We start from the raw sequence: 24917 nt of genomic DNA, 5'->3' as shown, positions 1-24917 counted from the left end.
TCATTCACCCGGAGCCAGCCCATGACCATGACGACCGAGACCGCTTCCGATACCAACGCCGCTGCCGACGGCCACGCGCCCTGGCAGCCCACGGCCTGCATCCTGTGCGAATGCAACTGCGGGCTGGAAGTGGAGCTCGGCGGCGAGAACGGCCGCCACCTCGTGCGCGTGCGCGGCGACGATGCGCATCCGGCCTCGCGCGGCTACGCCTGCGAGAAGGCCTCGCGCATCGACTACTACCAGAACGGCCCGCACCGGCTGACGAAGCCGCTGCGCCGCCGGCCCGACGGCGGCTTCGATGAGATCGACTGGGACACCGCGATCCGCGAGGTCACCGAGCGCGCGATGGCGCTGGCGATGGCGCACGGCGGCTCGAGCATCCTGTACTACGGCGGTGGCGGCCAGGGCAACCACCTGCCCAGCGTCTACAGCCGCGCGATGCGCGCCACCCTCGGCATGCGCTACCAGTCCAGCGCGATCGCGCAGGAGAAGACCGGCGCGTTCTACGTCGCCGGCTGCATGACCGGCGGCCTTGTCCGCGCCGACTTCGAGCACTGCGAGGTGGCGCTGCTGCTCGGCAAGAACCCGTGGCATTCGCACGGCATCCCGCGCGCGCGCGTCACGCTGCGCGAGATCGCGCGCGACCCGGCGCGCACGCTGATCGTCATCGACCCGCGCCGCAGCGAGACCGCCGACATCGCCGACCTGCACCTGGCCGTGCGACCCGGCGGCGACGCCTTCCTGCTGGCCGCGATGATCGCCACCGTGGTGCAGGAACGACTGGTCGCCGTGCCCTGGCTGGATCGGCATGCCGACGGCCTCGACGACATTCTGACGCTCTTTTCGGACGTCAGCATCGCCGACCATGCCGCCAAGGCGGGTGTGCCCGAAGACACCGTGCGCAGCGTGGCGCGTCGCATCGCGCTGGCCGACAGCGTCGCGAGCTTCGAGGACCTGGGCGTGCAGATGAACCGCCACTCCACGCTGGTGTCCTACCTGCACCTGCTGCTGATGCTCCTGACCGGCCACTTCGGCAAGCGCGGCGCGATGTACCGGCCGTCGGCGCTGGTGCCGCTGGTGTCCGGCGCCACCGGCCCGGGCTCGGTCAAGCGCACGCCGGTCACCGGCGCGCCGATCATCGGCGGGCTGATGCCCTGCAACAGCATTCCCGACGAGATCCTGTCGGACCATGCCAAGCGCTTCCGCGGCATGTGGGTGGAGTCCGCCAACCCCGCGCATTCGCTGGCCGACGGGCAGCGCATGCGCGAGGCGCTGTCGGCCCTCGACCTGCTGGTGGTCGTCGACGTCGCGATGACCGAGACGGCGCGGCTCGCGCACTACGTGCTGCCGGTCGCCAGCCAGCTCGAGAAGGCCGAGGCCACCTTCTTCAACTTCGAGTTCCCGCGCAACGTGTTCCACCTGCGCCGGGCGCTGCTGCCGCCGACGGGCGGCCTCTTCAGCGAGGCCGAGCTGCATGCACGGCTGCTGGAAGCCGCCGGCGTGCTGCCGGCCGACGCGGTCGCCGCGCTGCGCGCCGCATGGCAGCAGGGCCGCGCCGCCTTCCGCCAGGCCTTCGCCGAGCTGGCCGCCGCGAAACCCGAGGCGCTGGCACTGATGCCGGTGCTGCTGTACCGCGCGATCGGCGACCTGCTGCCCGAGGGCCTGGCCGAAGGCGCGGCGCTGTGGGGCGTGTGCCAGCTGGCGGCGAAGCACCAGCGCGCGTCGATCCAGCGCGCCGGCATCGGCGCCGGCCTGACCGACCCCGCCGAGCTCGCCGATGCCTTGTTCGATGCGATCCTCGCCGCGCCGTCCGGCCTGAGCTTCGCGGTCGACGACTGGGACGAGTCGATGCGCCGCATCACGACGCCGAACGGCCGCCTGCAGCTGGCGCTGCCCGAGTTCTTCGACGAGCTGCGCGCGCTCAACGATGAAGCCGCACCGGCGCCGCCGGCGGACTACCCGTTCGTGCTGTCGGCCGGCGAGCGCCGTTCGTACACCGCGAACACCATCATCCGCAACCCCGACTGGCGCCGCAAGGACCGGGACGGCGCGCTGCGCATCAGCCCGCAGGATGCCGAGGCGCTCGGCCTCGCCAGCGGCGATCGGGTGCGCGTCTCGACGCAGCGCGGCTCGACCCTGGCCTCGGTCGACATCTCCGACCGCATGCAGCCCGGCCACGTCTCGCTGCCCAACGGCCATGGCACCGATTTCCCGTCGGCGGCCGGCGACGGCGGGGCGCTCGATGGCACGCCGCCGAACGAGCTGACGCGCATCGAGGACCGCGATGCCTTCGCCGGCACGCCGTGGCACAAGTACGTGCCGGCGCGGATCGAGGTGATGCGCTGACAGCCGCAACCCGGCGGCGCCGCTATCGCCGTCATTGACACGATCGCTTGGATCGTGGGCGCACCCGGCTCCTAGACTGCCTGCACACCCGCAGCGAAAGAGGAGCCCCATGTCGAACAACGAAGCGAAGTGCCCGTTCTCGGGCGCCACCCTCTCCAGGCATGCCTCGGCCGCCGGCCGCGGCAACCGCGACTGGTGGCCCAACCAGCTGAACCTGGCGATCCTGCACCAGCAGTCGCCGCGCGCGAACCCGATGGGCGAGGACTTCGACTACGCGACCGAATTCAAGACCCTCGACCTCGACGCGGTGATCCAGGACCTGAAGGCCCTGATGACCGACTCGCAGGACTGGTGGCCGGCCGACTACGGCCACTACGGCCCGCTCTTCATCCGCATGGCCTGGCATGCCGCCGGCACGTATCGCGTGGCCGACGGCCGCGGCGGCGCCGGCCATGGCGCGCAGCGCTTCGCGCCGCTGAACAGCTGGCCCGACAACGGCAACCTCGACAAGGCGCGGCGCCTGCTGTGGCCGATCAAGCAGAAGTACGGCCGCAAGCTGTCGTGGGCCGACCTGATCGTGCTGACCGGCAACGTCGCGCTCGAGTCGATGGGCTTCAGGACCTTCGGCTTCGGCGGCGGCCGGCCCGACATCTGGGAGCCCGAGCTCGATGTCGACTGGGGTCCGGAGTCGAAGTGGCTGGGCGACGAGCGCTACAGCGGCGAACGCCAGCTCGCGAACCCGCTGGCCGCCGTGCAGATGGGCCTGATCTACGTGAACCCGGAGGGCCCCAACGGCCAGCCGGACCCGCTGGCCTCCGCCCACGACATCCGCGAGACCTTCGCGCGCATGGCGATGGACGACGAGGAGACCGTCGCGCTGGTGGCCGGTGGCCACACCTTCGGCAAGGCGCACGGCGCGGGCGACCCGGCCAACGTCGGCCCCGAGCCCGAGGGCGCGCACATCGCCGAACAAGGCCTGGGCTGGGCCAACCGGCTCGGCACCGGCCGCGGCGCCGACACCATCACCAGCGGCCTCGAAGGCGCGTGGAAGCCGAACCCGACGACCTGGGACAACGGCTACTTCGAGACCCTGTTCGGCTACGAGTGGGAACTGACGAAGAGCCCGGCCGGCGCGCACCAGTGGACGCCCAAGGGCGGCGCCGGCGCCGGCACCGTGATCGACGCGCACGACCCGTCGAAGCGCCATGCGCCGATGATGTCCACCGCCGACCTCGCGCTGCGCATGGACCCGGCCTACGAGAAGATCTCGCGCCGCTTCCTGCAGAACCCGGCGCAGTTCGCCGACGCCTTCGCGCGGGCCTGGTTCAAGCTGACGCACCGCGACATGGGCCCGATCGCGCGTTACCTGGGGCCCCTGGTGCCGAAGGAAACGCTGATCTGGCAGGACCCGCTGCCGGCGGTCGACCACGCGCTGGTGACTGCCGGCGACATCGCGGCGCTGAAGGCGCAGGTGCTGGGGTCGGGCCTGAACATCTCCCAGCTGGTGAGCACCGCGTGGGCGAGTGCGTCGACCTTCCGCGGCGGCGACAAGCGCGGCGGCGCGAACGGCGCGCGCATCCGCCTCGCGCCGCAGAAGGAATGGGCGGTGAACCAGCCGGCCGAGCTGTCGTCGGTGCTGTTCAAGCTCGAAGGCCTTCGGAAGACTTTCAACGCCGGGCAGAACGGCGGCCGCAGGATCTCGCTGGCCGACCTGATCGTGCTGGCCGGTGGTGCGGCGATCGAAGCGGCGGCGAAGCAGGCCGGTGTCGCGATCGCCGTGCCGTTCACCCCCGGCCGCACCGATGCGACGCAGGACCAGACCGACGTCGAGTCGTTCGCGACGATGGAGCCGCCCGCCGACGGCTTCCGCAACTACGTGCGTGAAGGCCTGGAAGGCGGCGCCGCCGAGTTGCTGATCGACAAGGCGCAGCTGCTGACCCTGAGCGCGCCGGAGATGACCGTGCTGGTCGGCGGCCTGCGCGTGCTGGGGGCGAACACCGGGCACTCGACGCTCGGCGTCTTCACGCAGCGGCCGGGCGTGCTGACGAACGACTTCTTCGTCCACCTGCTCGACATGCGCACCGCCTGGCGCCCGTCCGGCAAGGCCGGCGTGCTGGAAGGCCGCGATCGCACGAGCGGTGCGCTGAAGTGGACGGCGACGACGGCGGACCTGGTCTTCGGCTCGAACGCGCAGCTGCGCGCGGTGGCCGAGGTCTACGCCAGCAGCGATGCGCAGGTGCGCTTCGTCGAGGACTTCGTGAAGGCCTGGGTGAAGGTGATGGAGCTGGATCGCTTCGACCTGCGCTGAGCTGCGCTCAGCCCTTCGTCGCGGCCGGGCTGCGGGTGGACTTGATCGCCCGCGCCGGCCGCGTCGACGCTTCGGCGATGCCGGACTCCTCCGCCTCCTGCTGGATCACCCGCACGATGCGCCCGCGCGAGCCGGCGTGCGCGACCAACGCCTCTTCCTGGTCGGAGCGGTCCAGCCAGTCGAACAGGCGCTGCACCGCGTAGCGCGTCGTCGCGCGGTCGCGGCAATTGGCCAGCAGCACGATCTGGATGCGCTGCACCGGGTCGAGCACATAGATCCCGAAGGACGTGGCCACCACGGTGGCGTCGGGGAAGCCCAGCAGGTCGGTCGCCTGCTTCTCGGTGGCGCCGCGGTGGCAGGCGATCACGTGCACCGGGCCGTGCGCATCGGGCGCCGCGCGCAGGTGCTCGTGGTCGGCCAGGAAGGGCCGGCCGACGAGCTCGCGCGCGGCGGCCAGCGAGGTCGCGGCCGGGATCGCATGCACGCAGAACAGGATGCCCGCACCGCCGACGTTGACGACGGCGTGCCGGCCATCCGCCGCCCCCGGCGCGGCCGCGCCCGAGGCCGGCGGCGACCGGTCGAGCAGCGCTTCGCGGCACGCCTGCTCCATGTGCTGCTTGCGCTTGGCGAAGTCGAGCCGGCTCCAGTCCAGCGCCTCGCCGAGCGAATAGCTCTCCTTGCGGATCACGCCGGCACCGCCGCGCGCCAGGTCGGCCGTGGCCTTCGCGAGGGTCTTCACCACGAGCTTGAAGGCACCCTCCTCGTCGGTCGTCGGCGGGCCGGTGAACTGCAGTTCCGAGGCGAAGCGCTCGCGCAGCCGCCGGTCGCGCGCGTCGACCTCCTTGGCGGTGAGCGGCAACTGGACGATGTACGTGCGCGCCCGCCCCGAGTAGAGCGCCTCGTTCAGCTCGGCATGACAGATGCCGTCATCGGCGTCTTCCGCCGACCATCCGGCATCGCCGTTGTACAGCGCGATGACGATGTGCGAGCTCCGGATCTCGCGCAGGCAGGTCGACCAGACGTCGCCCGCCGCCGACAGCGCCGGCTCTTCCTCGTTCGCGAAGCACTGGAAGACCTTCTGGCCGAAGACCCGCTCCGCATCGATGTGCGTCTTCAGCCGCTTGCGCAGCGCCTTGAGCGGGAAGGACGCGCCATCGAGGGTGGTGTAGTCCTTGCATCGGCTAGAGAGCATCACGCGCACCTTGTCGATCGGCATCGTTTCCTCCTGCGTGCCCGGTGTCCGTCAGGCTCCGGACTATGCCGCCGCGGCGGCCGTCTGCACAGCCCGCGGCGCGGGCATCAGGCAGCGCCGGCCCCCGCGTAGGCGTCGCCGATCAGCCCCGCCAGCACCCGCGCCGGCTCGCCGAGCCGGCCGCGGTGCACCAGGCCGATCTCGCGGTGGAAGGTCTGCTCGCCGAGGTCGATCGCGCGCACGCCCGCCGGCCAGCGCCGGAGCGTCGCCGCCTGCGGCACCAGCGCGATGCCGACGCCCAGCGCCACCAGCTGCACGATCGCGTCGAGCTCGTCGAGCTCGCAGGCCTCGCGCACGGCGATGCGGGCGCTGCGCAGGAAGCGGTCGACGAGGCGGCCGCCGAAGGAGGTGTGGTCGTAACGGATGAAAGGCTCGGAGGCCAGCAGCGCGGCCGCATCGTCGCCCTTCACGGCCCTGGGCACCAGCAGGCGGAAGGGCTCGCGCGCCAGCGGCGTCCAGCGCAGGTCGGCCGGCAGTGCGAAGGGCGGGCGGATGATGACCGCCAGCTCCACCTCGCCGGCGTCCACCTGGTCCATCAGCGCCATCGAGACGCCGGGCACGATGCGGCTGCGTGCGTCGCGGAAGCGGCGGTGGAAGGCGGCGACGGCCTGCGGCAGCCGCGACTGCTGCACCGACGCGATCGCGCCGAGGCTGACGAAGACCGGGCTGGACTCCGCAGCGCCGGCACGCGAGCCCAGCTGGCCCGCCAGACGCAGCAACTCCTCGGCCTGCGCCAGCGTGCGCTGACCCATCGCGTTGAGCCGGGCCGAGCGACCGACGCGGTCGAACAATGCGAAGCCGAGCTCGGCCTCCAGGCGCTGCATCTGAGCGCTGACGGCGGCCTGCGTCAACCCGATGCGCGCGCCGGCGGCGGCGAAGGTGCCCTCGCGCGCCACGGCGGTCAGCGTTTTCAGCTCGCGCAGCATTCACAAACAGAATCGATGCATCAGACAAATATAGTTTGATTTTTCTTTTCAGCGGCGAACCGTACGATGCGGGCTGTCCTCCTCCTCCACCAGCCTGCCCCGCCATGCAAGCCCTCACCACCAACCCAGGCCCGCTGTCGCCCTTCCACCTCGCCTTCCCGGTCCACGATCTCGCCGCCGCACGCGGCTTCTACGGCGAGCTGCTCGGCTGCCCCGAAGGCCGCAGCTCCGACGAGTGGGTCGACTTCAACTTCTACGGCCACCAGATCGTCGCCCACCTGGCGCCGGGCGAGACCGGCCCCAGCGCCCGCAATGCCGTCGACGGCCACGGCGTGCCGGTGCGCCACTTCGGCATCGTGCTGCCGATGGCCGACTGGGACGCGCTGGCCGCGCGGCTGAAGGCCGCCGGCACCAACTTCGTCATCGAGCCCTACATCCGCTTCAAGGGCGAGCCCGGCGAGCAGGCGACGATGTTCTTCCTCGACCCCTCCGGCAACGCGATCGAGGTCAAGGCGTTCGCCGACATCACGAAGCTCTTCGCGAAGTGAGCCTGCGGCGCGCCGGTCCCGGGCTCAGATCGGATAGATGATCGAGTTCGGGATCAGCTCGCTGTCGTAGATGCACTCGCGCGACGCGAACCTGAAGCCCTCGCGCGTGCGCACCACATGGTCGAGCGTGCGGCCGACGTTGAACACCGTCGTCGGCTCCGACAGCTTGGTGCGGAACACCGCGTAGTTCGCCTCGCAGCGGAAGCCGTCGGCATCCACCGAGCGCAGCAGCGGCGTGCCCACCACGTGGCGCTGATAGTACGGGTCATGGAACAGCGTCTCCTTGATGCCGTAGACGCGGTCCTTCAGCATGCCGCGGCTGGTGAAGGCCAGGGTCGCCAGCGGGAAGCCGCGCTCGTGGTTCTCGCGCGGCTGAAGCCGGTAGACGCAGGGGTCGGTGAAGAAGTCCGGCCAGCGGTCCCAGTCGCCGGCGTCGAGCGCGGCGGCGTAGTCGGCGTACAGCTGCGTCAGCGCCAGCCAGTCCTCGAAGTTCAGTGCAGCGCCCATGGCGGTCAGCCCTCCGCTTCCATGACGTCGCGCCAGTAGCGGTACATGCCGCGGATCAGCGTCTCGGTGACCATGTGCTCGGTGTCTTCCACCGCGTGGCCGCCCAGCTCGGCCAGCGTGCGGTGGAAGGGCTTGCTCTCGAAGGCCTGCTGCGAGAACTCGATCACTTCGCCGTCGTCGGCGGAGACGAAACCGGCCGGCCCGAACAGGTTGGCCTGGCGCAGCCGGCGCTCGGTCATCTCCGGCGTGTCGTCGGCGAAGCCGAAGTGCGTCCAGACGAAGTCGAAGCTGCCGTGGCCGTTCGGCTGGATATGGCGCGTCGACACGCTGTTGACCTGCTGCTGCAGGATCACGCTCGGGAACAGCGTGGTCATCACCGCGGTCGGCCCGCCCCACCAGGGCTCGGGCACGATGTCGAGGAAGCCCGGGTCGTTCAGTTCCATGCTGGCCTTGAAGCTCGACACCTGCGACACGTCGGAGGCCTTGCCGGCATTGCCGCGCGTGGAGATCATCGCCGCGTGCCGGTGCTTCGCATCCATGCGCAGCTGCGACCGGTTGTCCGCGCGCCAGAGCCCGAACGTGACGAACCAGGTGTGCAGCAGGCCCGGGTGATAGGGGTCCTTGATGTTCTCCTGCATCAACTTCCAGTTGCCCGGGATGCGCTGGCGGTTGTAGCCGAGGATCTTCAGCGGGCGGCCGTCGAACAGGCGGTCGAACCAGCGCAGGATCTCGGGGCCGAGGAAGTTCTCGAAAGGCTCGATGCCGGCATCGAAGGACGCGAAGACCACACCGCCGCGAACCGCCACCTTCAGCTTCGTCAGGCCATGGTCTTCCGTGCGGAAGTCATCGGGCATGCCGCCCTGCACCGTCCCGTCCGCCGCCTTGACGCCGCGCCGCAGCGGCACGCCGCGCAGCTCGCCCTTCAGGTTGTAGGTCCACTGGTGATACGGGCAGACGAAGGCCTTGCGCGTGCCGTGGCGCTCGCGGCAGAAGCGCATGCCGCGGTGCGCGCAGACGTTCTCGACCACGTTCAGGCCGCCTTCGGCATCGCGCGTCAGGATCACCGAGCGTTCGCCGATCGACGTGCGCTTGAAGTCGCCGGGGTTCGGCACCTCGGCTTCCAGGCCGACGTAGCACCAGTGGCCCTTGTAGAAGAAGCGCTCGAGCTCGCGGCGGTAGAGCTCGTCGCTGGTGTAGGCGAGGAAGGGGATGCGGTGGGTGCCGTCGCCTTCCCAGTGGGCGGCAGCGGGAAAGGTCGTCGGCGAGGGGTGGTTCATCGGGGCTCCGGCGGCTGAACCCGCCGATGGTCCGCCAGACACGCCGATCAGCCAAGGGCATTCAGGCTATAAGGCACATCACTGCCGGTGATGGACGCAAGAGGCCTGCGACGATGGAACTGCACGAGCTGGACCTGAACCTGCTGGTGGTCTTCCACCAGCTGCTGATCGACCGGCGGGTGTCGAAGGCCGCCGAGTCGCTGGGCCTGACGCAGCCGGCCGTCAGCAACTCGCTGGCCAAGCTGCGACGCCTGTTCGGCGACGAGCTGTTCCTGCGCACGCCGCGCGGCATGGAGCCGACGCCGCACGCGCAGCAGCTGGCCGAGTCGGTCAGCGTCGCGCTGGCGATGATCCACGGCGGCATCAACCAGCGCACGCACTTCGATGCGCAGACGGCCGAGCGCGGCTTCACGGTCGGCATGACCGACATCGGCGAGATCTACTTCCTGCCCGCGCTGCTCGAGCGCCTGCGGCGCGACGCGCCCGGCGTCACCTTGAGCACCGTGCGCAACACCGCGGTGAACCTGCGCGACGAGATGGAAGCCGGCCAGGTCGACCTGGCGCTGGGCCTGTTGCCGCAGCTGAAGGCCGGCTTCTACCAGCGGCGCCTGTTCATGCAACGCTATGTCTGCCTGCTGCGCCAGGGGCACCGGCTGGCGAAGAAGCGCATGACCGCGGCGGAATACGCAGCGGCCGAGCACCTCGTCGTGATCTCGGCCGGCACCGGCCACGGCAAGGTCGACGAGGTGCTGCAGCGCGCCGGCATCACGCGCCGCGTGCGGCTGACGGTGCCGCACTTCGTCAGCGTCGGCCACATCCTGCAGGGCTCGGACCTCGTCGCCACCGTGCCCGAAGGCCTGGCCGACCGCCTCGCCGCGCCCTTCGGACTGGTGAAGGCCGTGCACCCTGCACGGCTGCCGGATGTCGCGATCAACGCCTTCTGGCATGCCAAGGTGCACCGCGATCCGGCGAACCGCTGGCTGCGCGGCGTGGTGGTGGAGCTGTTCGGCGACGGCGCGGCCGCTGCGGGTCGCTAGTGCACAGTAGCGATCCGCTCACCAGAATGGGCGCAACGTACAGGGCTGGGTCGCCAATCGATGTCAGCCCAGCAACGGCATCAGGGCCAGCAAGTCGTCCTTGATGCGATGAAGCCACACCGGAGCCCCGCCATGACCTTGACCGTCACCCGCGACCTGCCGCACCCGATGAAGCACACGGTGCACGTGCGCGCCCACACGCTGGCCGTCGACGAACCGCCCGCCAACGGCGGCGAGGACCTGGGCTTCACGCCGCACGACACCTACGACGCCGCGCTCGGCGCCTGCAAGGCGATGACGGTGGTCTGGTACGCGCGCCGCAAAGGCATGCCGCTGGAGGACGTTCAAGTCTCGGTCGCGCGCGACGACAGCGCCGAGCGCCAGGGCACCTATCGCCTCGCGGTGACGCTGCAGCTCGGCGGCCCGCTGAGCGATGCGCAGCGTCGCGAGCTGCTGGCGGTGGCCGAGAAGTGCCCGCTGCACAAGCTCATGACGCAGGTGACCACCGAGGTCACCACCGCGCTGGCCGGCGCCGCGGGCTGAAAGACAGACGCCGCGGGCTGAAGCCGCTTCAGCGCAGCGCGCCGAACACCTTCTTCAGGATCGCGCTGCCGGTGCCCACCGGGTCGGCGCGGATCTTCTTCTCCTCCTCGCCGATCATCAGGTAGAGCCCGTCGAGCGCCTTGCGGGTGACGTACTGCTGCACGTTGGCGTCCTCGCGCTTGACCAGGCCGACGCCGGCGCCTTTCTGTGCCAGCGCGTTGTACTTCTCGGCCAGCTTCACCCGCTCGGTGGCGCGCGTGACGATCGGCAGGAACTTCACCGACAGCGGCTCGCGCGTCTTGCCGGCGAAGAAGTCGGTGACGGACGTGTCGCCGCCGCGCACGACCTTCAGCGCGTCCTCGACGCTCATCGCCTTCACCGCATTGACCAGCAAGGTCTTCGCTTCCGGCACCGCCTGCTCGGCCGCGCGGTTCATCGCGGTGACCAGCTCGTCGATGCGCTTCGACTGCCCGATGGCCTTCAGCAGCTTCGCGGCGTCTTCCAGCGCCGGCGGCAGCGGGATGCGCACCTTCGGGTTGCCGAGGAAGCCGTCGGTGCGGCCGAGCAGGCTCACCGCGGCGACCGCGCCGCGTTCGAGCGCGGTGCGCACGCCCGCCACGGCGTCGGTCTCGGTCAGCGAGGCGGCCTGCACCAGGCCGCCCAGCGCAGGCGCGCCCAGCAGCACGATCAGCTCGCGTCGGTGGATGGTCGGCATGCCCACTCCCCTCGGGCACGCGAAGGGCACCCGTCGCGCCATTCTGCGGCGCGCGCCGGCGCTTGGGCATTGGCCAGACGCAAGGTGATGTTTCGTGGACGCGGTGGCACGCTGCACGCCGCGGCCGGGTTCACACTGGCCATTCGTTCACTCACTGCCGTCGACCCCATGATCCCCGCCGCCGCCGCTCACGCCGCGCCGCCGCTCGAGGTGAGCGACTGGCTCAATGCCCCGGCGCCGCTGACGCTGGACGGCTTGCGTGGCCGCGTGGTCGCGCTGCACGCCTTCCAGATGTTGTGCCCCGGCTGCGTCGCGCACGGCGTGCCGCAGGCGCAGCGCCTCCAGCGCACGTTCGACGAGAGCGAGCTCGCGGTGATCGGCCTGCACACGGTGTTCGAGCACCACGCGGTGATGGGCGCCCAGGCGCTGCGGGTCTTCGTGTCCGAGTACCGGGTGACCTTCCCCGTCGGCATCGACGCCCCGGGCGATGAGGGGCCGATCCCGCGCACGATGGCCGCCTACGGCCTGCGCGGCACGCCCAGCCTGGTGCTGATCGACCGCGCCGGCCGCGTGCGGCTGAATCACTTCGGCGCGGCCGACGACCTGGCGCTCGGCGCGGTGATCGGCCGGCTGCTGTCGGAGCCCGTCGAGGGCTGAGCGGCCTTCGTGCTGAGCTTCTGACCTGGGTCGATCGAGGGGTGCCCGGGGCTGGCGCATCATCGCCGTGTTCACACCCGATACGCCCGCACTGCCATGACCCTGCCCGCCCTGCCCCCGACCGCCGCCTTCGACGGCGGCTGCGCCTTCGCCGACGGCGCCTTCGTGCCGCTGTCCGAGGCCAAGGTCTCGCTGTTCGACTGGGGGTTCACCCGCTCCGATGCCACCTACGACGTCGCCAGCGTCTGGCAGGGCGCGTTCTTCCGGCTCGACGACCACCTCTCGCGCTTCTTCACCAGCCTGCAGCGCATGCGGCTGGTCATCCCGTACAGCCGCGACGAGCTGCGCACGATCCTGCACGGCTGCGTGCGCGGCGGCGGGCTGAAGGATTCGTACGTCGCGATGGTCTGCACCCGCGGCGTGCCGCCCCGGGGCGCACGCGACCCGCGCCTGGCCCAGAACCGCTTCTATGCCTATGCCGTGCCCTTCGTGTGGATCGCGACGCGCGAGAAGCAGCGCGAGGGCATCGACCTGCACATCAGCCAGCGCCAGCGCATCGCGCCGGCCTCGGTCGACCCGACGGTGAAGAACTACCACTGGATCGACCTGGTGCAGTCGATGTTCGATGCTTACGACCGCGGCCGGGACACCAGCTGCGTCGTCGATGCCGACGGCCACGTCGCCGAAGGCCCGGGCTTCAATGTCTTCATGGTCAAGGACGGCACCGTGCAGACGGCGGCCACCGGCGTGCTCGAGGGCATCTCGCGCCGCACCGCGATCGAGCTGTGCGGTCACTTCGGCATCCCGGTGAAGATCGCACCGGTGCCGGTCGACGCGATGCGCGCGGCCGACGAGGTCTTCCTCACCTCCACCGGCGGCGGCATCCTGCCGATCGCCCGGCTCGACGGCGTGCCGCTGCCGCACTTCCCTGGCCCGATCACCCAGCGCCTGACCGAAGGCTACTGGGCGATGCACGACGAGGCGGCGTACCGGGACGAAGTGGACTACGGCGACGCCGCCCGCTGACACCGCCGGCTGGAACGCCTCTCAATCGGCCGCGTCGATCAGCCGCTTCCAGTCCTCGATCATCGCGACGTAGGCCGCGCCGGCATACGCCTGCAGCGCCGCTTCGCCCGCGGCATTCAGCGCGGTCATCTCGTAGCGGACCTTGACCTCGGTGACGCGCTCGTCGACGCTGCGGCAGCGCACGTCGACGAGGCCGATGCGCGAGGCCGGCGTCACGCGCGAATAGCGGGCGTGGTGCGCGGCCGGATCGAAATCGACCACCGTCCACCAGGTGCGTTCGTCGCCGTCGCCGGTGATGAACACCTGGCCGGGCTCGGCCTCGCCCGACGCCGGATGAACGTACTGCGGCCGCCAGCCGGGCACCCAGCGTTCTTCGCCTTTCGCGGTGAAGAGCGGGAAGCAGGCATCGATCGGCCGTTCGAGGGTGATGGTGTGGGAGGAGCGGATGCGTGTCGTCATGCCCGCCATTGTTCAGGCCGGCGACGCGAACGAACAGCGGCGACGCACGGCGCGAAGGCGCCCCGGCCGTCGCTTTTTTGGTCCTCCCCGCTTTCGGCCGGAAAGCTCCCCCTCAAGCCGCCCCGGCCTGCCCGCGCACCCAGGTCCTGAATTCACGCATCGCCGCGGTCGGCGCGCGCGACTTCAGCCGCGTCAGCCAGTAACGTCCGATCGACACGTCCACGGCAAACGGCTGGACGAGGCGCTCGCGGCGCAGGTCGTCGGCGAACAGCGCGACGGGCAGCAGCGCGATGCCGGCGCCCATCGCCGCAGCCGCGGCCATCGTGATCGAGGAGTCGAAGACCGGGCCCCGCAGCACCGGCGGCGCGCAGCCGGCGGCATCGAACCAACGCGGCCATTCGTCGGCGCGGTACGAGCGCAGCAGGGTCTCGGGCCGCAGGTCGCCCGGCCTGCGCAGCCGCGCGGCGATGGTGGGCGTGCACACCGGCGACAGCGGTGCGTCGAGCAGCGGCTCGGCCTCGGTGCCGTGCCATGCGCCGTCGCCGAAGCGGATCGCGAAGTCCAGGCCTTCGCCGGCGAGATCGACGCGGTTGTTGTTGGTCAGCAGGCGCAGGTCGACGAAGGGATGGTCGCGGCGGAAGGCCTCCAGCCGCGGCAGCAGCCAGCCCACCGCGAAGGTGCCGACGGCGGCGACGGTCAGCACCTCGCGATGGCGACCGCCGTCGAACTGGCCCAGCACCGCGGCAATGCGCTCGAAGCTGTCGCGCAGCAGCGGCAGCAGCGCCTGGCCCTCGTCGGTCAGCGCCAGCCCGCGCGGCAGCCGGCGGAACAGCGGCACGCCCAGCCGCTGCTCGAGGTTCTTCACCTGCGCGCTGACGGCGTTCTGGGTGACGAACAGCTCCTCGGCCGCGCGGGTGAAGCTCAGGTGGCGGGCGGCGACCTCGAAGGCGCGCAGAGCGTTCAGCGGCAATGTCATCGTCGGTTCGGTGTCGGTTCGGCGTCGGTTCGGCGTCGGTTGGCGGCGGGGCCGCATGCCCCCAATTTTCTGGGGTTTCGCCGCACGAATCCGCGTTTGTCGCGCGCCTCGCCGACGCCTATCGTGCGCCACCTCGCCACTCGAAGGACACGCATGAATCGACGCCACTTCCAGCACGGCCTCGCGCTCGGCCTCGCCGGTGCCACGCTCGGCCTGCAGGCCCAGGAAAACGCCAGGCCCGATGCCGACCCCTGGGCGCGCATCGAAGCCACCTCCGGCGGCCGCCTCGGCATCGCGGTGCTGGACACCGCGACCGGCCGGCTCGACGGCCATCGCCTCGACGAACGCTTTCCGATGGCCAGCACCTTCAAGTGGCTGGTCGCGGCGCTGGTGCTGCAGCGGGTCGACCACGCACTGGAGCAACTCGAGCGCCGCATCCGCTACGGCCGCGAGGTGCTGATCGCGCATTCGCCGGTGACCGAGCGGCACGCTGGCGCCGAGGGCATCACGGTGCGCGCGCTGTGCGAGGCCATCGTCACCGTCAGCGACAACGCCGGCGCGAACCTGCTGCTCGACAGCTTCGGCGGGCCGGCCGCGCTGACGCGCTTCGCACGGTCGCTCGGCGACGGCATGACGCGGCTCGACCGCCGCGAGCTGGCGCTGAACGAAGCACGGCCCGGCGACCCGCGCGACACGACCACCCCGCGGGCGATGGCCGGCCTGCTGAACCGGGCGGTGCTCGGCGACGTGCTGTCGCCGGCCAGCCGCGCGCTGCTGGTGCAGTGGCTGGAAGCCGCACGCACCGGCCTGACGCGGCTGCGCGCGGCGCTGCCGGCCGACTGGCGCGCCGGCGACAAGACCGGCAGCGGGCAGCGCGGCACCAGCAACGATGTCGCGGTGTTCTGGCCGCCGCAACGCGCGCCGCTGGTGGTTGCGGCCTACCTGACCGGCAGCGATCGGCCGATGGAACACCGCAATGCGACGCTGGCGGCGGTGGGACGCGCGGTGGTGGCGCGCGTGGCCTGATGGACGTGCTCGACCTCACGCTCGACGGGCGCAGCCGCACGCGCGCGTCGCGCAGGTGACAGGGATGCTCCAGTCAAGCCCCTATGGCGCGCCGACCGGCATCGGCGCCGAATGGCCCCCCGTTCCGTGCATTGACCACCGACAAGAGGAGACCACCGTGAAGAAGACGCTCGTCCCGATCGTCGCCGCGCTGGCGTTCAGCGCATCTGCACTGCAACCCGCCGTCGCCGCGCCACCGCCGGCCTACTACGTCGACGAAGCGAAGCTGCCGTTCGCCGCGCTGCCCGGGCTGGACACGCAGCGCGCCTGGGGCGTGCACAACGGCGCCGGCTACCGCATCGAGGTGCCGATGAACTGGAACGGCAAGCTGGTGATGTGGGCCCACGGCTACCGCGGCACCGGGCTGGAGCTGACGGTCGACAACCATCCGCTGCGCCCCTTCCTGCTCGCCAACGGCTACGCCTGGGCGGCATCGAGCTACAGCCGGAACGCCTACGACCCGTCGCAGGGCGCCAAGGACACGCATGCGCTGACGAAGCTCTTCAATGGCCGCTTCGGCAAGCCGGTGCGCACCTACATCACCGGCGCGTCGATGGGCGGCCACATCACCGCGGTGGTGGCCGAGCAGTGGCCGGCCAGCTACGACGGCGCGATGCCGATCTGCGGCGTGCTCGGCGACTACGAGCTGTTCGACTACTTCCTGGACTTCAACCTCGCGGCGCAGACGCTGTCGGGACAGAACCAGCTCTACCCGTTCGGGCCGGACTACCTGACCAGCGTGGTGCCGGCGACGAAGGCCGGCCTGGGCCCGGCCTTCCCGTTCGCGCTGAATGCCGCGGGCACGAACTTCAAGGCGCTGGTGCAGCTGCGCTCCGGCGGCGTGCGCCCGCTGTTCGACCAGGGCTGGCTGTACTGGAACGCGGTGGCCGGCGATTTCCTGTTCGGCCTCGGCGTCGGCGACGGCACGCTGCCGCGCCAGCCCGGCGTCGCGGTGCAGAACAGCGACGTGACCTACCAGTTCGATGCGCTGCCCGCGCTGACGCCGGCCGAGGACGCCTTCAACATCGCCATCCAGCGCGTTCAGGCCGATCCGCAGGCGCGCCGCAACAACGGCCTGGCCAACGTCACGCCGACCACCGGCACCCTGAAGATCCCGACCCTGTCGCTGCACACGCTGGGCGACCTGTTCGTGCCCTTCCACATGGAACAGGAATACGCGCGACGCGTCGCGGCGAAAGGCTACGCGCAGAACTTCGTCTCGCGCGCGACGCGCGACGTCGGCCACTGCACGTTCACGCCGACCGAGCTGGTGCAGACCTTCACCGACCTCGTGAAATGGGTCGAGCAGGGCACGAAGCCGGCGGGCGATGCGATCCTCGACCCGGCCGCGGTGGCCAGCCCGAACTTCGGCTGCACCTACACCGACAAGGTCACGCCCCGGCTGTGGGACACGGTGCCGCAGCTGGCCTTCCTGAAGCCGCCGGCCTGCCCGGCGCCGTAAGCGAGAGCGACGCCGCAGCGCTTCAGCCCGCGGCGTCCTGCAGCGGCAGGCGCAGCTGGAAGACGGCGCCCGCGGCGCTGTCCTCCAGCGTCAGGTCGCCGCCCTGCTTGCGCGCCAGCGTGCGCGACACCGACAGGCCGAGGCCGGTTCCCGATCCTTGCGGCTTGGTGGTGAAGAAGGGCTCGAAGAGGCGCGCGCGCACGTCCGGCGCGACGCCGGGGCCGGTGTCGACCACGCGCAGCCAGGCCGACGCCGGCAGCTCGCCGGACTCCGGCACGACGCCGGTGCGCAGCGTGACGCGGCGGACACCGTCGCTTTGCGACAGCACGTGCTGGGCGTTGACCAGCAGGTTCAGCACGATCTGCGCGATCTGGTCCTCGTCGGCCTGCACCGCGGGCAGCGCACCGTCGAGCTCCAGCTTCAGCTCGATCGCGTGGCTGCGGTAGGTGTAGGCCAGCAGCTCGGCCGCCGCGCGGGCGACGTCGTTCAGCGACATGCGCGTCGGGTTCGAAGGCCGGCTGCGCGCCATGTTCAGGAAGGTGCGCACGATGCGCCCGCAGCGGTCGGCAGCGTCGCGGATCTGCTTCGCGTCCTTCAGCAGGTCGGGCCGATCGGCGCAGCGCTCTTCAAGCAAGGTGGCGCGGCCCATCACGATCGCCAGCGGGTTGTTCAGCTCGTGCGCGACGCCGGCCAGCAGGCTGCCCATCGCCGTCAGCCGTTCGCTCTGGCGCAGCGCCTCGCGCTGGCGCGCGATTTCCTGTGCGGCGCGGCGGCGTTCCGACAGGTCGGTGATCGACGCGGTGTAGAAGACCGTGCCGCCGACGTCGGTGCGCCACAGCACCATCTCGATCGGGAACTCGCTGCCGTCGGCGCGCAGCGCCTCGAGCTCGACGCGCCGGCCCATCATCTGCGACGGCGCACCCGCCTGCATGCGGCGCAGGCCGTTGTCGTGCGCTTCGCGATGCCGCGGCGGCACCAGCACCTCGCCGATCGAGCGGCCCAGCGCCTCGCCGCGCGGCCGGCCGAACATCGCCTCGGCGGCGGCATTGAACTCGACGATCCGGCCCTCGGCATCCGACGAGATCAGCGCGGTCTGCGCGTGGTCGACGATGGCCGACTTCAGCGCCTCGGCGCGCTGCAGCTGCTCGTCGCGCCGCGCCAGCTCCTGCTCGGACAGGCGCTGGTCGGTGCGGTCGAGCCCGAGCACGACCACCGACTGCACCGGCCCGCCGTCGGGCATGTAGGGCACCAGGATCTGCTCGCGGTAGCGCCTGCCCTGCTTCTCGTAGTGCACCCAGCCGCTCAGATGCAGCGACTCGCCGGCGTACAGCCGCTCGAAGATCGGGGCGAAGCTGTGCCAGACGCCCTCGTCGAGCACCTCGGACATGTGGCGGCCGATCACCCGCTCGGCCGGCAACGCCATGAACTCGAGCGCGCCGTGGTTGGCGTAGACATAGCGTCCGTCGCGGCCGATCACCGCCACCCGCGTCGCGATGTGCTCCAGCAGCAGGTTGGCCAGGCCGGGGTCCAGCGCCGGCAGCGTCGGCGCCTGCCGGCCCCAGCCGGCATCGCCCCATCGCAGTTCTCGTTCGTCTTCGGTCATCGCGGCGCGTTGGCGGCCGCGTCGCCGGCCGCTTCAATCGCGGCGATCGTACCCGCCCGCGGCCTGCCGCAGCGCACTCGACAGGGCCTGCAGCGCGTCGGCCAGCCCTGCCGTCGGCGGCAGGCCGAAGCCGAGGCGGAATACGCGCGCCGATTCGCCGAACCAGCGCCCGTCGCCGATGCGCAGGCCGAGCGCCGGCAGCGCGGCATGGAAACGCGCGACCGCGGCCTCGTCGAACACGGCCGGCTTCATGCGCACGCAGCACAGCGCACCGGCGTCCGGCCGCACCCAGTCGACCAGCGCCGCTTCGTCGCGGGCCCATTGCGCCGTCAGCGCGAGGTTCGCCGCCAGGTGCGCCGCGCGCTCGGCCAGCAGGTGCCCGCGTCGCTGCAGCAGGCGCAACGCGGCGGCCTCGTCCAGCGGCGAGCAGCAGATCACCGTGTTGAACTTGGCCGTCACCAGCTGTTCGCGCAGCGCCGCGTCGCGGGTGATCGCCCAGCCGATGCGCAAGCCCGGCGCGCCGTGGCACTTCGACAGCGAGGCGACGCTGACCACGCGCTGATCCAGCGCGATCGCGCTCGGCGCGGCCGGCGTGCCGCCGTAGTGCGCCTCGCGGTAGGTCTCGTCGACCAGCAGCCTGGCCTGGGGCGCGTGCTGCTGCATCAGCGCCAGCACCGCGCGCAGGCTCGCCTCGGGCAGCGCGACGCCCGACGGGTTCTGCGGCGACGCCAGGCTGACGAGCCGCGTGCGCGGCGACAGCAGCGCGCGCAAGGCCTCGAGGTCGGGCTGGTAGCCGTCGTCGAAGTGCAGCGGCAGCGTGCGGATCTCGGCACCGACCGCCTGCAGCGCATGGCGCGCCAGCGGGAACACCGGCGAGGTGATCACCGCCTCGTCGCCGCGCCCGCACAGCGTGAAGGCCAGCAGGAACAGCGCGTGCATGCCGCCGACGGTGACCACCACCTCGTCGGCGCCGCCGCCGTGCACGGCGGCGATCGCGGCGCGCAGCGCCGGATCGCCGGCCGCGCTGGCGTAGGACAGCGGCAGCGCCGCCAGCGCACCGGCCTCGTGCGGGTCGTCGAACAGCGCGCCGAAGCGCAGGTCGGGGCCGAGGCTCTCGGCGAGGTCGTGGCGCGGCGGCGCCTCGCCGACGAGCGAGGCGATGGCGTTGGGCGGAAAGCGGTTCATGGCGGCAGCTCCTGGCGGCATCGAAGGGGATCGCAGGGCGCCATCGTGCGGTGCCGGCCGCATCGATAACAGCCACAATCCGGCGCAACTTCAACCAGAACAGTTGCCTGGCGATGCCGCAGCCCGCCCGCTTTCGCTACGAGGCTGTCGCCGAGCTGATCGCGCAAGGCGTGCGCGACGGCACGCTGGCGCCCGGCACACGCGCGCCGTCGCTGCGCGCGATCGCGCAGCAACAACGCACCAGCCTGACCACCGCGCTGCAGGCCTACCGGCTGCTGGAAGACCGCGGCATCCTGCAGGCGCGGCCGCAGTCCGGCTTCTTCGTCGCCGATGTGCCCAGGCTGCCGGCCCCGGCGACGACGCGGCCGAGCCTGCAGCCGACCGAGGTGGCGCTGTCGGCGCTGATGCTGACGATGTTGGAGCACGCGTCCGATGAACGTTATGTGCCGCTGGGCTGCGCGATCCCGAGCCCGGCGCTGCTCGATTCGGCGAAGCTCGACCGCATGCTCGCGCGATCCGCGCGCGTGCGCGGCGCCACCCACAACACCTACTCGCCGCCGCGCGGCGAAGCGGCGCTGCGCATCGAGATCGCGCGCCGCGCGCTGAGGTGGAGCCAGCAGCTGGCACCGGACGACATCGTGATCACCTGCGGCGCCACCGAGGCGCTGGCGCTGGCGCTGTCGGCCGTCACGCAGCCCGGCGACACGGTGGCGATCGAGTCGCCGACCTACTTCGGCGCGCTGCAGGTGCTGCGCGCACTGCGGCTGAAGGCCCTGGAGCTGCCGACCGATGCGCGCCGCGGCGTGTCGCTCGACGCCCTGGCCGCCGCGCTCGAAGCGCAGCCGGTCGCCGCCTGCCTGCTGGCGTCGAGCTTCAACAATCCACTCGGCTGCACGATGGCCGAGCACGACAAGCAGGCGCTGCTCGCCCTGCTGGCGACGCACCGCGTGCCGCTGATCGAGGACGATGTCTACGGCGACATCCACTTCGGCGCCGAGCGGCCGCGGCCGTTCTCGGCACTGGATGCCGGCGACCGCACGATCTACTGCGCGTCCTTCTCGAAGACGCTGGCGCCGGGTTACCGCGTCGGCTGGGTTGCCAGCCGGCGCCACCTGCCGAAGCTGCTCGAGGCCAAGTTCGCCGCGACCCTGGCCGCACCGGTGCTGCCGCAACTGGCGCTGGCGGAGTTCCTCGCCTCCGGCGGCTACGACGCCCACCTGCGCCGGCTGCGCCGGGCCTTCGCCGACACGCTGCGCCGCATGACCGAGGTGATCGCCGCGCACTTCCCGGCCGGCACCCGCGTCTCCCAGCCGGCCGGCGGCTTCGTGCTGTGGCTGGCGCTGCCGAAGGCGGTCGACACCCGCGCGCTGTTCCACCGTGCGCTCGAGGAGCGCATCTGCTTCGCGCCGGGCGTGGTGTTCTCCGCCGCCGGACGCTACGCGAACTGCCTGCGGCTCAGCGGCGGCTGGGGCTGGGATGCGCGCATCGAGAAGGGCCTGCGCCGGCTCGGTGCGCTGGCCGCGTCGATGACGGGTCAGCTGCCGTCCCCCGGCGCGCCGCCCACGGCCCCGCGGTAGGCATGCCAGGACGCGTGGCCGAGCACCGGCCCGGCGACCAGCAGCCCGAGGAAGCCCGGCAGCATCGCCAGCACCACGATCGCGGTGATCAGCGCGCCCCACCACAGCATCACGCCGGTCTGCGTCAGGGTCAGCCGGATGCTGGTCAGCGCGGCGCTGATCGCGTCGGTGCCGCGGTCCAGGATCATCGGCATCGAGATCACGCTGGTGGCGTAGATCAGCCCGGCGAAGAGGCCGCCGACCGCGCAGTAGGCGGCGATGAACTCCAGGTTGCGCGCATCCAGCAGCGCCAGCAGCGAGCCGTGGAAATCCGGCATCGCGTCGAAGCTCAGCGCGAAGACGACCAGCGATGCGCGGCCCCACAGCATCTCCAGCACCAGCAGCACGAAGCCGAAGATGCCCAGCGTGCTGGCGCGCGGCAGCCACGCGCGCAGCGAGACGCCCAGCGCCGGCGCCTCGCCGCGTTCGAGCCGCCGGCTGGCGTCATAGAGGCCGATGCAGAGGAACGGCCCCATCAGCAGGAAACCCGCCGACAGCGCCAGCACATAGGCCGGTGCCTGCTCGAAGACCGCCAGCAGCGCCCAGCCCATCACGGTGAAGGCCGAGCCGTAGAAGAGGCCGATCCCGGGGCAGCGCCGGAAGTCGCGCCAGCCCAGCGCCAGCCAGCGCAGCGGATCGCCGAAAGCCAGCCGGCGCAGCGGGATCTCGAAGGGCGAGTCGGAAGCGGCGGTGGAGTCGTGCAGTTCGACGGGCGTCATGGCGGCTGCTCCTGTTCGCCATGACGTTAGGCAAGCCCCGCCGCAGCGTCCATCGGGCCAACCCTGGAACACCCGGCAACTACCGGGTGCGCGCTTGACCGCCGTCAATCCGGCGCAGGTTCAGCAGGTTGCCGCCGAGGATCAGCGCGGTGCCGATGACGGTCAACAGGTCGATGCGCTCCGAATAGACCAGCCAGCCGGCCAGCGCGGTCAGCGGCACGCGCAGGAAGTCCATCGGCACGACGACGGTGGCATCGGCATGGCGCAGCGCACGCGACATGCAGTAGTGCGAGAAGGTGCCGCAGAAGGCGATCACCAGCACCCAGCCCCACACCGTCGGCGAGGGCCAGCGCCACACCGCCAGCGCCGGCAGCAGGCCGAGCACCGACTGCACGATGAGCATCCAGAACATGATCTGCACCGCGCTGTCGGTGCGCGTCAGCGACTTGGTCAGCGTGACCGACACCGCGAAGCCGACCGCCGCCGCCAGGGCGATCAGTTGCCCCGGCGAGATCGCGCTCGCGGCCGGCCGCACGATCAGCGCGACGCCGACGAGGCCCAGCAGCACCGCCAGCGCCTTCCAGCGGTTGAAGCGCTCGCCGAGCAAGGCGACCGCCAGCAGCGCGGTCCAGATCGGCATCGTGAACTCGATCGCCACCACCTGCGCCAGCGGGATCAGCGTCAGCGCGACGAACCAGCCGTACTGCGCCGCGTAGTGCACCGCGTTGCGCAGCGCGTGCTGCGGCCAGCGTGCGGTCTTCATCGCGGCGAAGCCCCCGGCGGCATGCACCAGGGGATAGAGCATGACGAGGCCGATCAGCGAGCGCATCACCATGATCTGGAACACCGCCAGTTCGCGCGTGGCCTCGCGGCCGGCCACGGCGATGACCACCATCAGCGAGAGCCAGCCGGCCATCCAGGCCGCGGCGCGGGACATCGAAGCAGGAACCTGATCGGGCATCGGCTCATTGTGGCCGGGCGCCACGGCCGAAGCCGCTCGCCCGCGCCCGCGGCGGCGCCAGGTCCGGCGGCGGCTCGAAGCGCCCGCCCGGCCGCAGCCCGGTCGGCACGCCCAGCCGCTGCGCGAGGTGCGCGGCGTCGTAGGGCGCGTGCACCTTCACGTCGTTGTCGAAGTAGACGTAGACGTCGCGCTTCGCCCGCTGGGGCGGCGGCTTCGGCGATGCCAGGCGCGCATCCCGCACCTGCCTGCCCTGCCGCCAGGCGTCGATGCGTTCGGCCCAGCGGTCGAGCGCTTCGTCGCCGTAACCGCTGGCGTAGAGCTCGACGTCGCCGTGCAGCCGCAGGTAGACGAAGTCGGCCGTCAGGTCTTCGAGCAGCGGCCAGCGGCCCGCGGTGTCGGCGGTGACCAGCGCGATGCGGTGGCGGCGCAGCAGCGCGACGAAATCCGGGTCGACGAAGCTCGGATGGCGGATCTCGACCGCATGGCGCAGCGGGCGCTTGCGGTCTATCGCCAGAAGCGAGCGTCCTTCGACGCGGCGGTCATGGTCTTCGGCCAGCGCCAGCGCGGCCTGGGTGTCGTGCGGCAGCATCTCGAAGAAGGTCTCGAAGCGCTCGGCCAGGAACGGCAGCTGCGGCGGGAACTGCCACAGGATCGGACCTAGCTTGGCACCGAGCGCGAACACGCCGGAGGCGAAGAAGTTCGCCAGTGGCGTGCGCACGTCCTTCAGCCGGCGCAGGTGCGTGATGTACTTCGGCCCCTTGACCGAGAAGACGAAGTCCTCCGGCGTCGCGTCGTGCCACTCGGCATAGAACGCGGGCTTCTGCAGCGAGTAGAACGAGCCGTTGATCTCGATCGTCGGCAGCATGCGCGACGCGAAGGCCAGCTCCTGCCGCTGCGGCAGGCCCGGGGGATAGAAGACGCCGCGCCAGGGCGCGTAGCGCCAGCCCGAGATGCCGATGCGGACGCTGCTGCGCGCCTGGATGCTGCTGGCCATGCCGGCAGCGGCGGCAAGCGGTGTGCCGGCGACCCCGCCACGCGGCCGTCAGCCACCCGGGGGTCAGCCGCTCGGCCCCCTCAGCCGATCGCCAGGCACCAGCCGATGCCGCGCACCGCGACCAGCTTCAGCGGTGTGGCGTCCAGCCGCTGCTGCAGCCCGGCGATCACCGGCTCCAGCGGCTGCGACGCCAGCGGCGACAGCTCGTCGGCGCCCACCGCTTCGCCGTGGTGGCTGGCCAGCCGCTCCAGCACGCGCCGCTGGTCGTCGTCGAGTTCGAGCGGCGCGCCATCGATGGTCGTGCGGCCGGTCGCCGGGTCGCACCGCAGCGGGCCGAAGTGCACGACATGCCGGGTCGCGTGCTCGCGGCAGATGCCGCGCTCCAGTTCCTCGACCAGCGACTCGAAGGCATTGATGCTGAACGGCTTGGTCAGCACCGCGTCGACCGCCAGCCCCTGGTCGGCCAGGCGCCTCGCCGCGTCGTCGTGCGCGCTGGCCAGCAGCACCGGCAGGTAGTCGGTGCGCGCACGCACCCGGCGCAGCACCTGCGCACCGTCGAGGCGCGGCATGCCGTAGTCGAGCACCAGCAGCTCGAAGTGACCGCGTTCGATCGCCTCCAGCGTGGCCTGACCGTCGCTGACCGCCTCGACGACATGGCCGGACTGCTCCAGGACGTGGCCCAGGCCCAGCGCGAGCGCTTCGTTGTCGTCGGCGATCAGGATGCGCATGGTCCGG

The 24917-nt window shown here is 71.5% G+C and carries 23 protein-coding genes; 10 read left to right on the top strand and 13 right to left on the bottom strand.

Features of this window, described 5'->3' with window-relative positions; all coding sequences use genetic code 11:
* Positions 1-21: 21 nt before the first annotated feature.
* Both P1K89_RS02105 and katG read left to right on the top strand, forming a co-directional pair.
* A complete protein-coding gene (locus P1K89_RS02105; RefSeq protein ID WP_284614706.1) occupies positions 22-2346 on the top strand; it encodes a molybdopterin-dependent oxidoreductase in 2325 nt (774 codons plus the stop codon).
* 109 nt (positions 2347-2455) lie between these two features.
* Positions 2456-4654, top strand: coding sequence for a catalase/peroxidase HPI (gene katG / locus P1K89_RS02100; protein ID WP_284614705.1), 2199 nt, complete (start codon positions 2456-2458; stop codon positions 4652-4654).
* Between the two features lie 7 nt (positions 4655-4661).
* Here katG and P1K89_RS02095 read toward each other — a convergent pair whose 3' ends face one another.
* The gene (locus P1K89_RS02095; protein WP_284614704.1) at positions 4662-5870 is read right to left on the bottom strand and encodes a hypothetical protein; all 1209 of its coding nucleotides are present in this window, start codon (positions 5868-5870) and stop codon (positions 4662-4664) included.
* Between the two features lie 83 nt (positions 5871-5953).
* Entirely contained in the window at positions 5954-6832 is an 879-nt protein-coding gene (locus tag P1K89_RS02090) for a LysR family transcriptional regulator (RefSeq protein ID WP_284614703.1), read from the bottom strand.
* A gap of 104 nt (positions 6833-6936) precedes the next feature.
* Here P1K89_RS02090 and P1K89_RS02085 point away from each other — a divergent pair, with 104 nt between their 5' ends.
* Positions 6937-7380, top strand: coding sequence for a VOC family protein (locus P1K89_RS02085; protein ID WP_284614702.1), 444 nt, complete (start codon positions 6937-6939; stop codon positions 7378-7380).
* Positions 7381-7404: 24 nt separating this feature from the next.
* Here P1K89_RS02085 and P1K89_RS02080 read toward each other — a convergent pair whose 3' ends face one another.
* Both P1K89_RS02080 and P1K89_RS02075 read right to left on the bottom strand, forming a co-directional pair.
* The gene (locus P1K89_RS02080; protein ID WP_284614701.1) at positions 7405-7887 is read right to left on the bottom strand and encodes an aromatic-ring-hydroxylating dioxygenase subunit beta; all 483 of its coding nucleotides are present in this window, start codon (positions 7885-7887) and stop codon (positions 7405-7407) included.
* A gap of 5 nt (positions 7888-7892) precedes the next feature.
* The gene (locus tag P1K89_RS02075) at positions 7893-9164 is read right to left on the bottom strand and encodes an aromatic ring-hydroxylating dioxygenase subunit alpha (RefSeq protein ID WP_284614700.1); all 1272 of its coding nucleotides are present in this window, start codon (positions 9162-9164) and stop codon (positions 7893-7895) included.
* A gap of 113 nt (positions 9165-9277) precedes the next feature.
* On the opposite strand from P1K89_RS02075, the gene P1K89_RS02070 reads away from it, so the two are divergent.
* Both P1K89_RS02070 and P1K89_RS02065 read left to right on the top strand, forming a co-directional pair.
* A complete protein-coding gene (locus P1K89_RS02070; protein ID WP_284614699.1) occupies positions 9278-10201 on the top strand; it encodes a LysR family transcriptional regulator in 924 nt (307 codons plus the stop codon).
* 132 nt (positions 10202-10333) lie between these two features.
* On the top strand, positions 10334-10744 hold the full coding sequence (locus P1K89_RS02065; RefSeq protein WP_284614698.1) for an OsmC family protein: 411 nt from the start codon (positions 10334-10336) through the stop codon (positions 10742-10744).
* A 28-nt stretch (positions 10745-10772) separates the two neighbouring features.
* Here the strand turns inward: P1K89_RS02065 and P1K89_RS02060 are convergent, their stop codons facing one another.
* Positions 10773-11459, bottom strand: coding sequence for a DUF4197 domain-containing protein (locus tag P1K89_RS02060; protein ID WP_284614697.1), 687 nt, complete (start codon positions 11457-11459; stop codon positions 10773-10775).
* A 168-nt stretch (positions 11460-11627) separates the two neighbouring features.
* Here P1K89_RS02060 and P1K89_RS02055 point away from each other — a divergent pair, with 168 nt between their 5' ends.
* Together P1K89_RS02055 and P1K89_RS02050 are read left to right on the top strand one after the other, a co-directional pair.
* On the top strand, positions 11628-12116 hold the full coding sequence (locus P1K89_RS02055; protein WP_284614696.1) for a redoxin family protein: 489 nt from the start codon (positions 11628-11630) through the stop codon (positions 12114-12116).
* A gap of 96 nt (positions 12117-12212) precedes the next feature.
* Positions 12213-13142 (top strand): aminotransferase class IV, encoded by a 930-nt coding sequence (locus P1K89_RS02050; protein WP_284614695.1) that lies wholly within the window; start codon positions 12213-12215, stop codon positions 13140-13142.
* Positions 13143-13163: 21 nt separating this feature from the next.
* On the opposite strand, the gene P1K89_RS02045 is transcribed toward P1K89_RS02050, so the two are convergent.
* The gene (locus tag P1K89_RS02045; RefSeq protein ID WP_284614694.1) at positions 13164-13601 is read right to left on the bottom strand and encodes an SRPBCC family protein; all 438 of its coding nucleotides are present in this window, start codon (positions 13599-13601) and stop codon (positions 13164-13166) included.
* 112 nt (positions 13602-13713) lie between these two features.
* Positions 13714-14577 (bottom strand): LysR family transcriptional regulator, encoded by an 864-nt coding sequence (locus tag P1K89_RS02040; protein ID WP_284614693.1) that lies wholly within the window; start codon positions 14575-14577, stop codon positions 13714-13716.
* Positions 14578-14730: 153 nt separating this feature from the next.
* Here P1K89_RS02040 and bla point away from each other — a divergent pair, with 153 nt between their 5' ends.
* Together bla and P1K89_RS02030 are read left to right on the top strand one after the other, a co-directional pair.
* Positions 14731-15603, top strand: a complete 873-nt coding sequence (bla, locus tag P1K89_RS02035; protein WP_284614692.1) for a class A beta-lactamase — start codon at positions 14731-14733, stop codon at positions 15601-15603.
* A 157-nt stretch (positions 15604-15760) separates the two neighbouring features.
* Positions 15761-17104 carry an alpha/beta hydrolase family protein gene (locus P1K89_RS02030; RefSeq protein WP_284614691.1) on the top strand — a complete coding sequence of 448 codons (1344 nt, stop codon included), beginning with the start codon at positions 15761-15763 and terminating at the stop codon, positions 17102-17104.
* 22 nt (positions 17105-17126) lie between these two features.
* On the opposite strand, the gene P1K89_RS02025 is transcribed toward P1K89_RS02030, so the two are convergent.
* Positions 17127-18707 carry a PAS domain S-box protein gene (locus P1K89_RS02025; RefSeq protein WP_284614690.1) on the bottom strand — a complete coding sequence of 527 codons (1581 nt, stop codon included), beginning with the start codon at positions 18705-18707 and terminating at the stop codon, positions 17127-17129.
* A gap of 33 nt (positions 18708-18740) precedes the next feature.
* A complete protein-coding gene (locus tag P1K89_RS02020) occupies positions 18741-19892 on the bottom strand; it encodes a pyridoxal phosphate-dependent aminotransferase (protein WP_284614689.1) in 1152 nt (383 codons plus the stop codon).
* Positions 19893-20005: 113 nt separating this feature from the next.
* On the opposite strand from P1K89_RS02020, the gene P1K89_RS02015 reads away from it, so the two are divergent.
* Entirely contained in the window at positions 20006-21469 is a 1464-nt protein-coding gene (locus tag P1K89_RS02015) for an aminotransferase-like domain-containing protein (RefSeq protein ID WP_284614688.1), read from the top strand.
* On the opposite strand, the gene P1K89_RS02010 is transcribed toward P1K89_RS02015, so the two are convergent.
* The 4 genes from P1K89_RS02010 to P1K89_RS01995 all read right to left on the bottom strand — a co-directional run bounded on the left by P1K89_RS02010 (position 21427) and on the right by P1K89_RS01995 (position 24910).
* Positions 21427-22227 carry a DUF2189 domain-containing protein gene (locus tag P1K89_RS02010; protein WP_284614687.1) on the bottom strand — a complete coding sequence of 267 codons (801 nt, stop codon included), beginning with the start codon at positions 22225-22227 and terminating at the stop codon, positions 21427-21429. The two genes, P1K89_RS02015 and P1K89_RS02010, sit on opposite strands and share 43 nt — an antisense overlap.
* Positions 22228-22306: 79 nt before the next feature.
* Entirely contained in the window at positions 22307-23164 is an 858-nt protein-coding gene (locus P1K89_RS02005; protein ID WP_284614686.1) for a DMT family transporter, read from the bottom strand.
* Between the two features lie 28 nt (positions 23165-23192).
* Positions 23193-24182: a DUF72 domain-containing protein gene (locus P1K89_RS02000; RefSeq protein ID WP_284614685.1), complete on the bottom strand. Its 990-nt coding sequence runs from the start codon at positions 24180-24182 to the stop codon at positions 23193-23195.
* 80 nt (positions 24183-24262) lie between these two features.
* Positions 24263-24910, bottom strand: a complete 648-nt coding sequence (locus P1K89_RS01995) for a response regulator transcription factor (protein ID WP_284614684.1) — start codon at positions 24908-24910, stop codon at positions 24263-24265.
* Between the last annotated feature and the right edge of the window lie 7 nt (positions 24911-24917).

The sequence above is a fragment of the Aquabacterium humicola genome (assembly GCF_030167915.1).
In the GTDB taxonomy this organism is placed as follows: domain Bacteria; phylum Pseudomonadota; class Gammaproteobacteria; order Burkholderiales; family Burkholderiaceae_C; genus Pseudaquabacterium; species Pseudaquabacterium humicola.
Note: the sequence above shows the minus strand (reverse complement) of the source record. Positions and strands in the feature narration are given on the sequence as shown.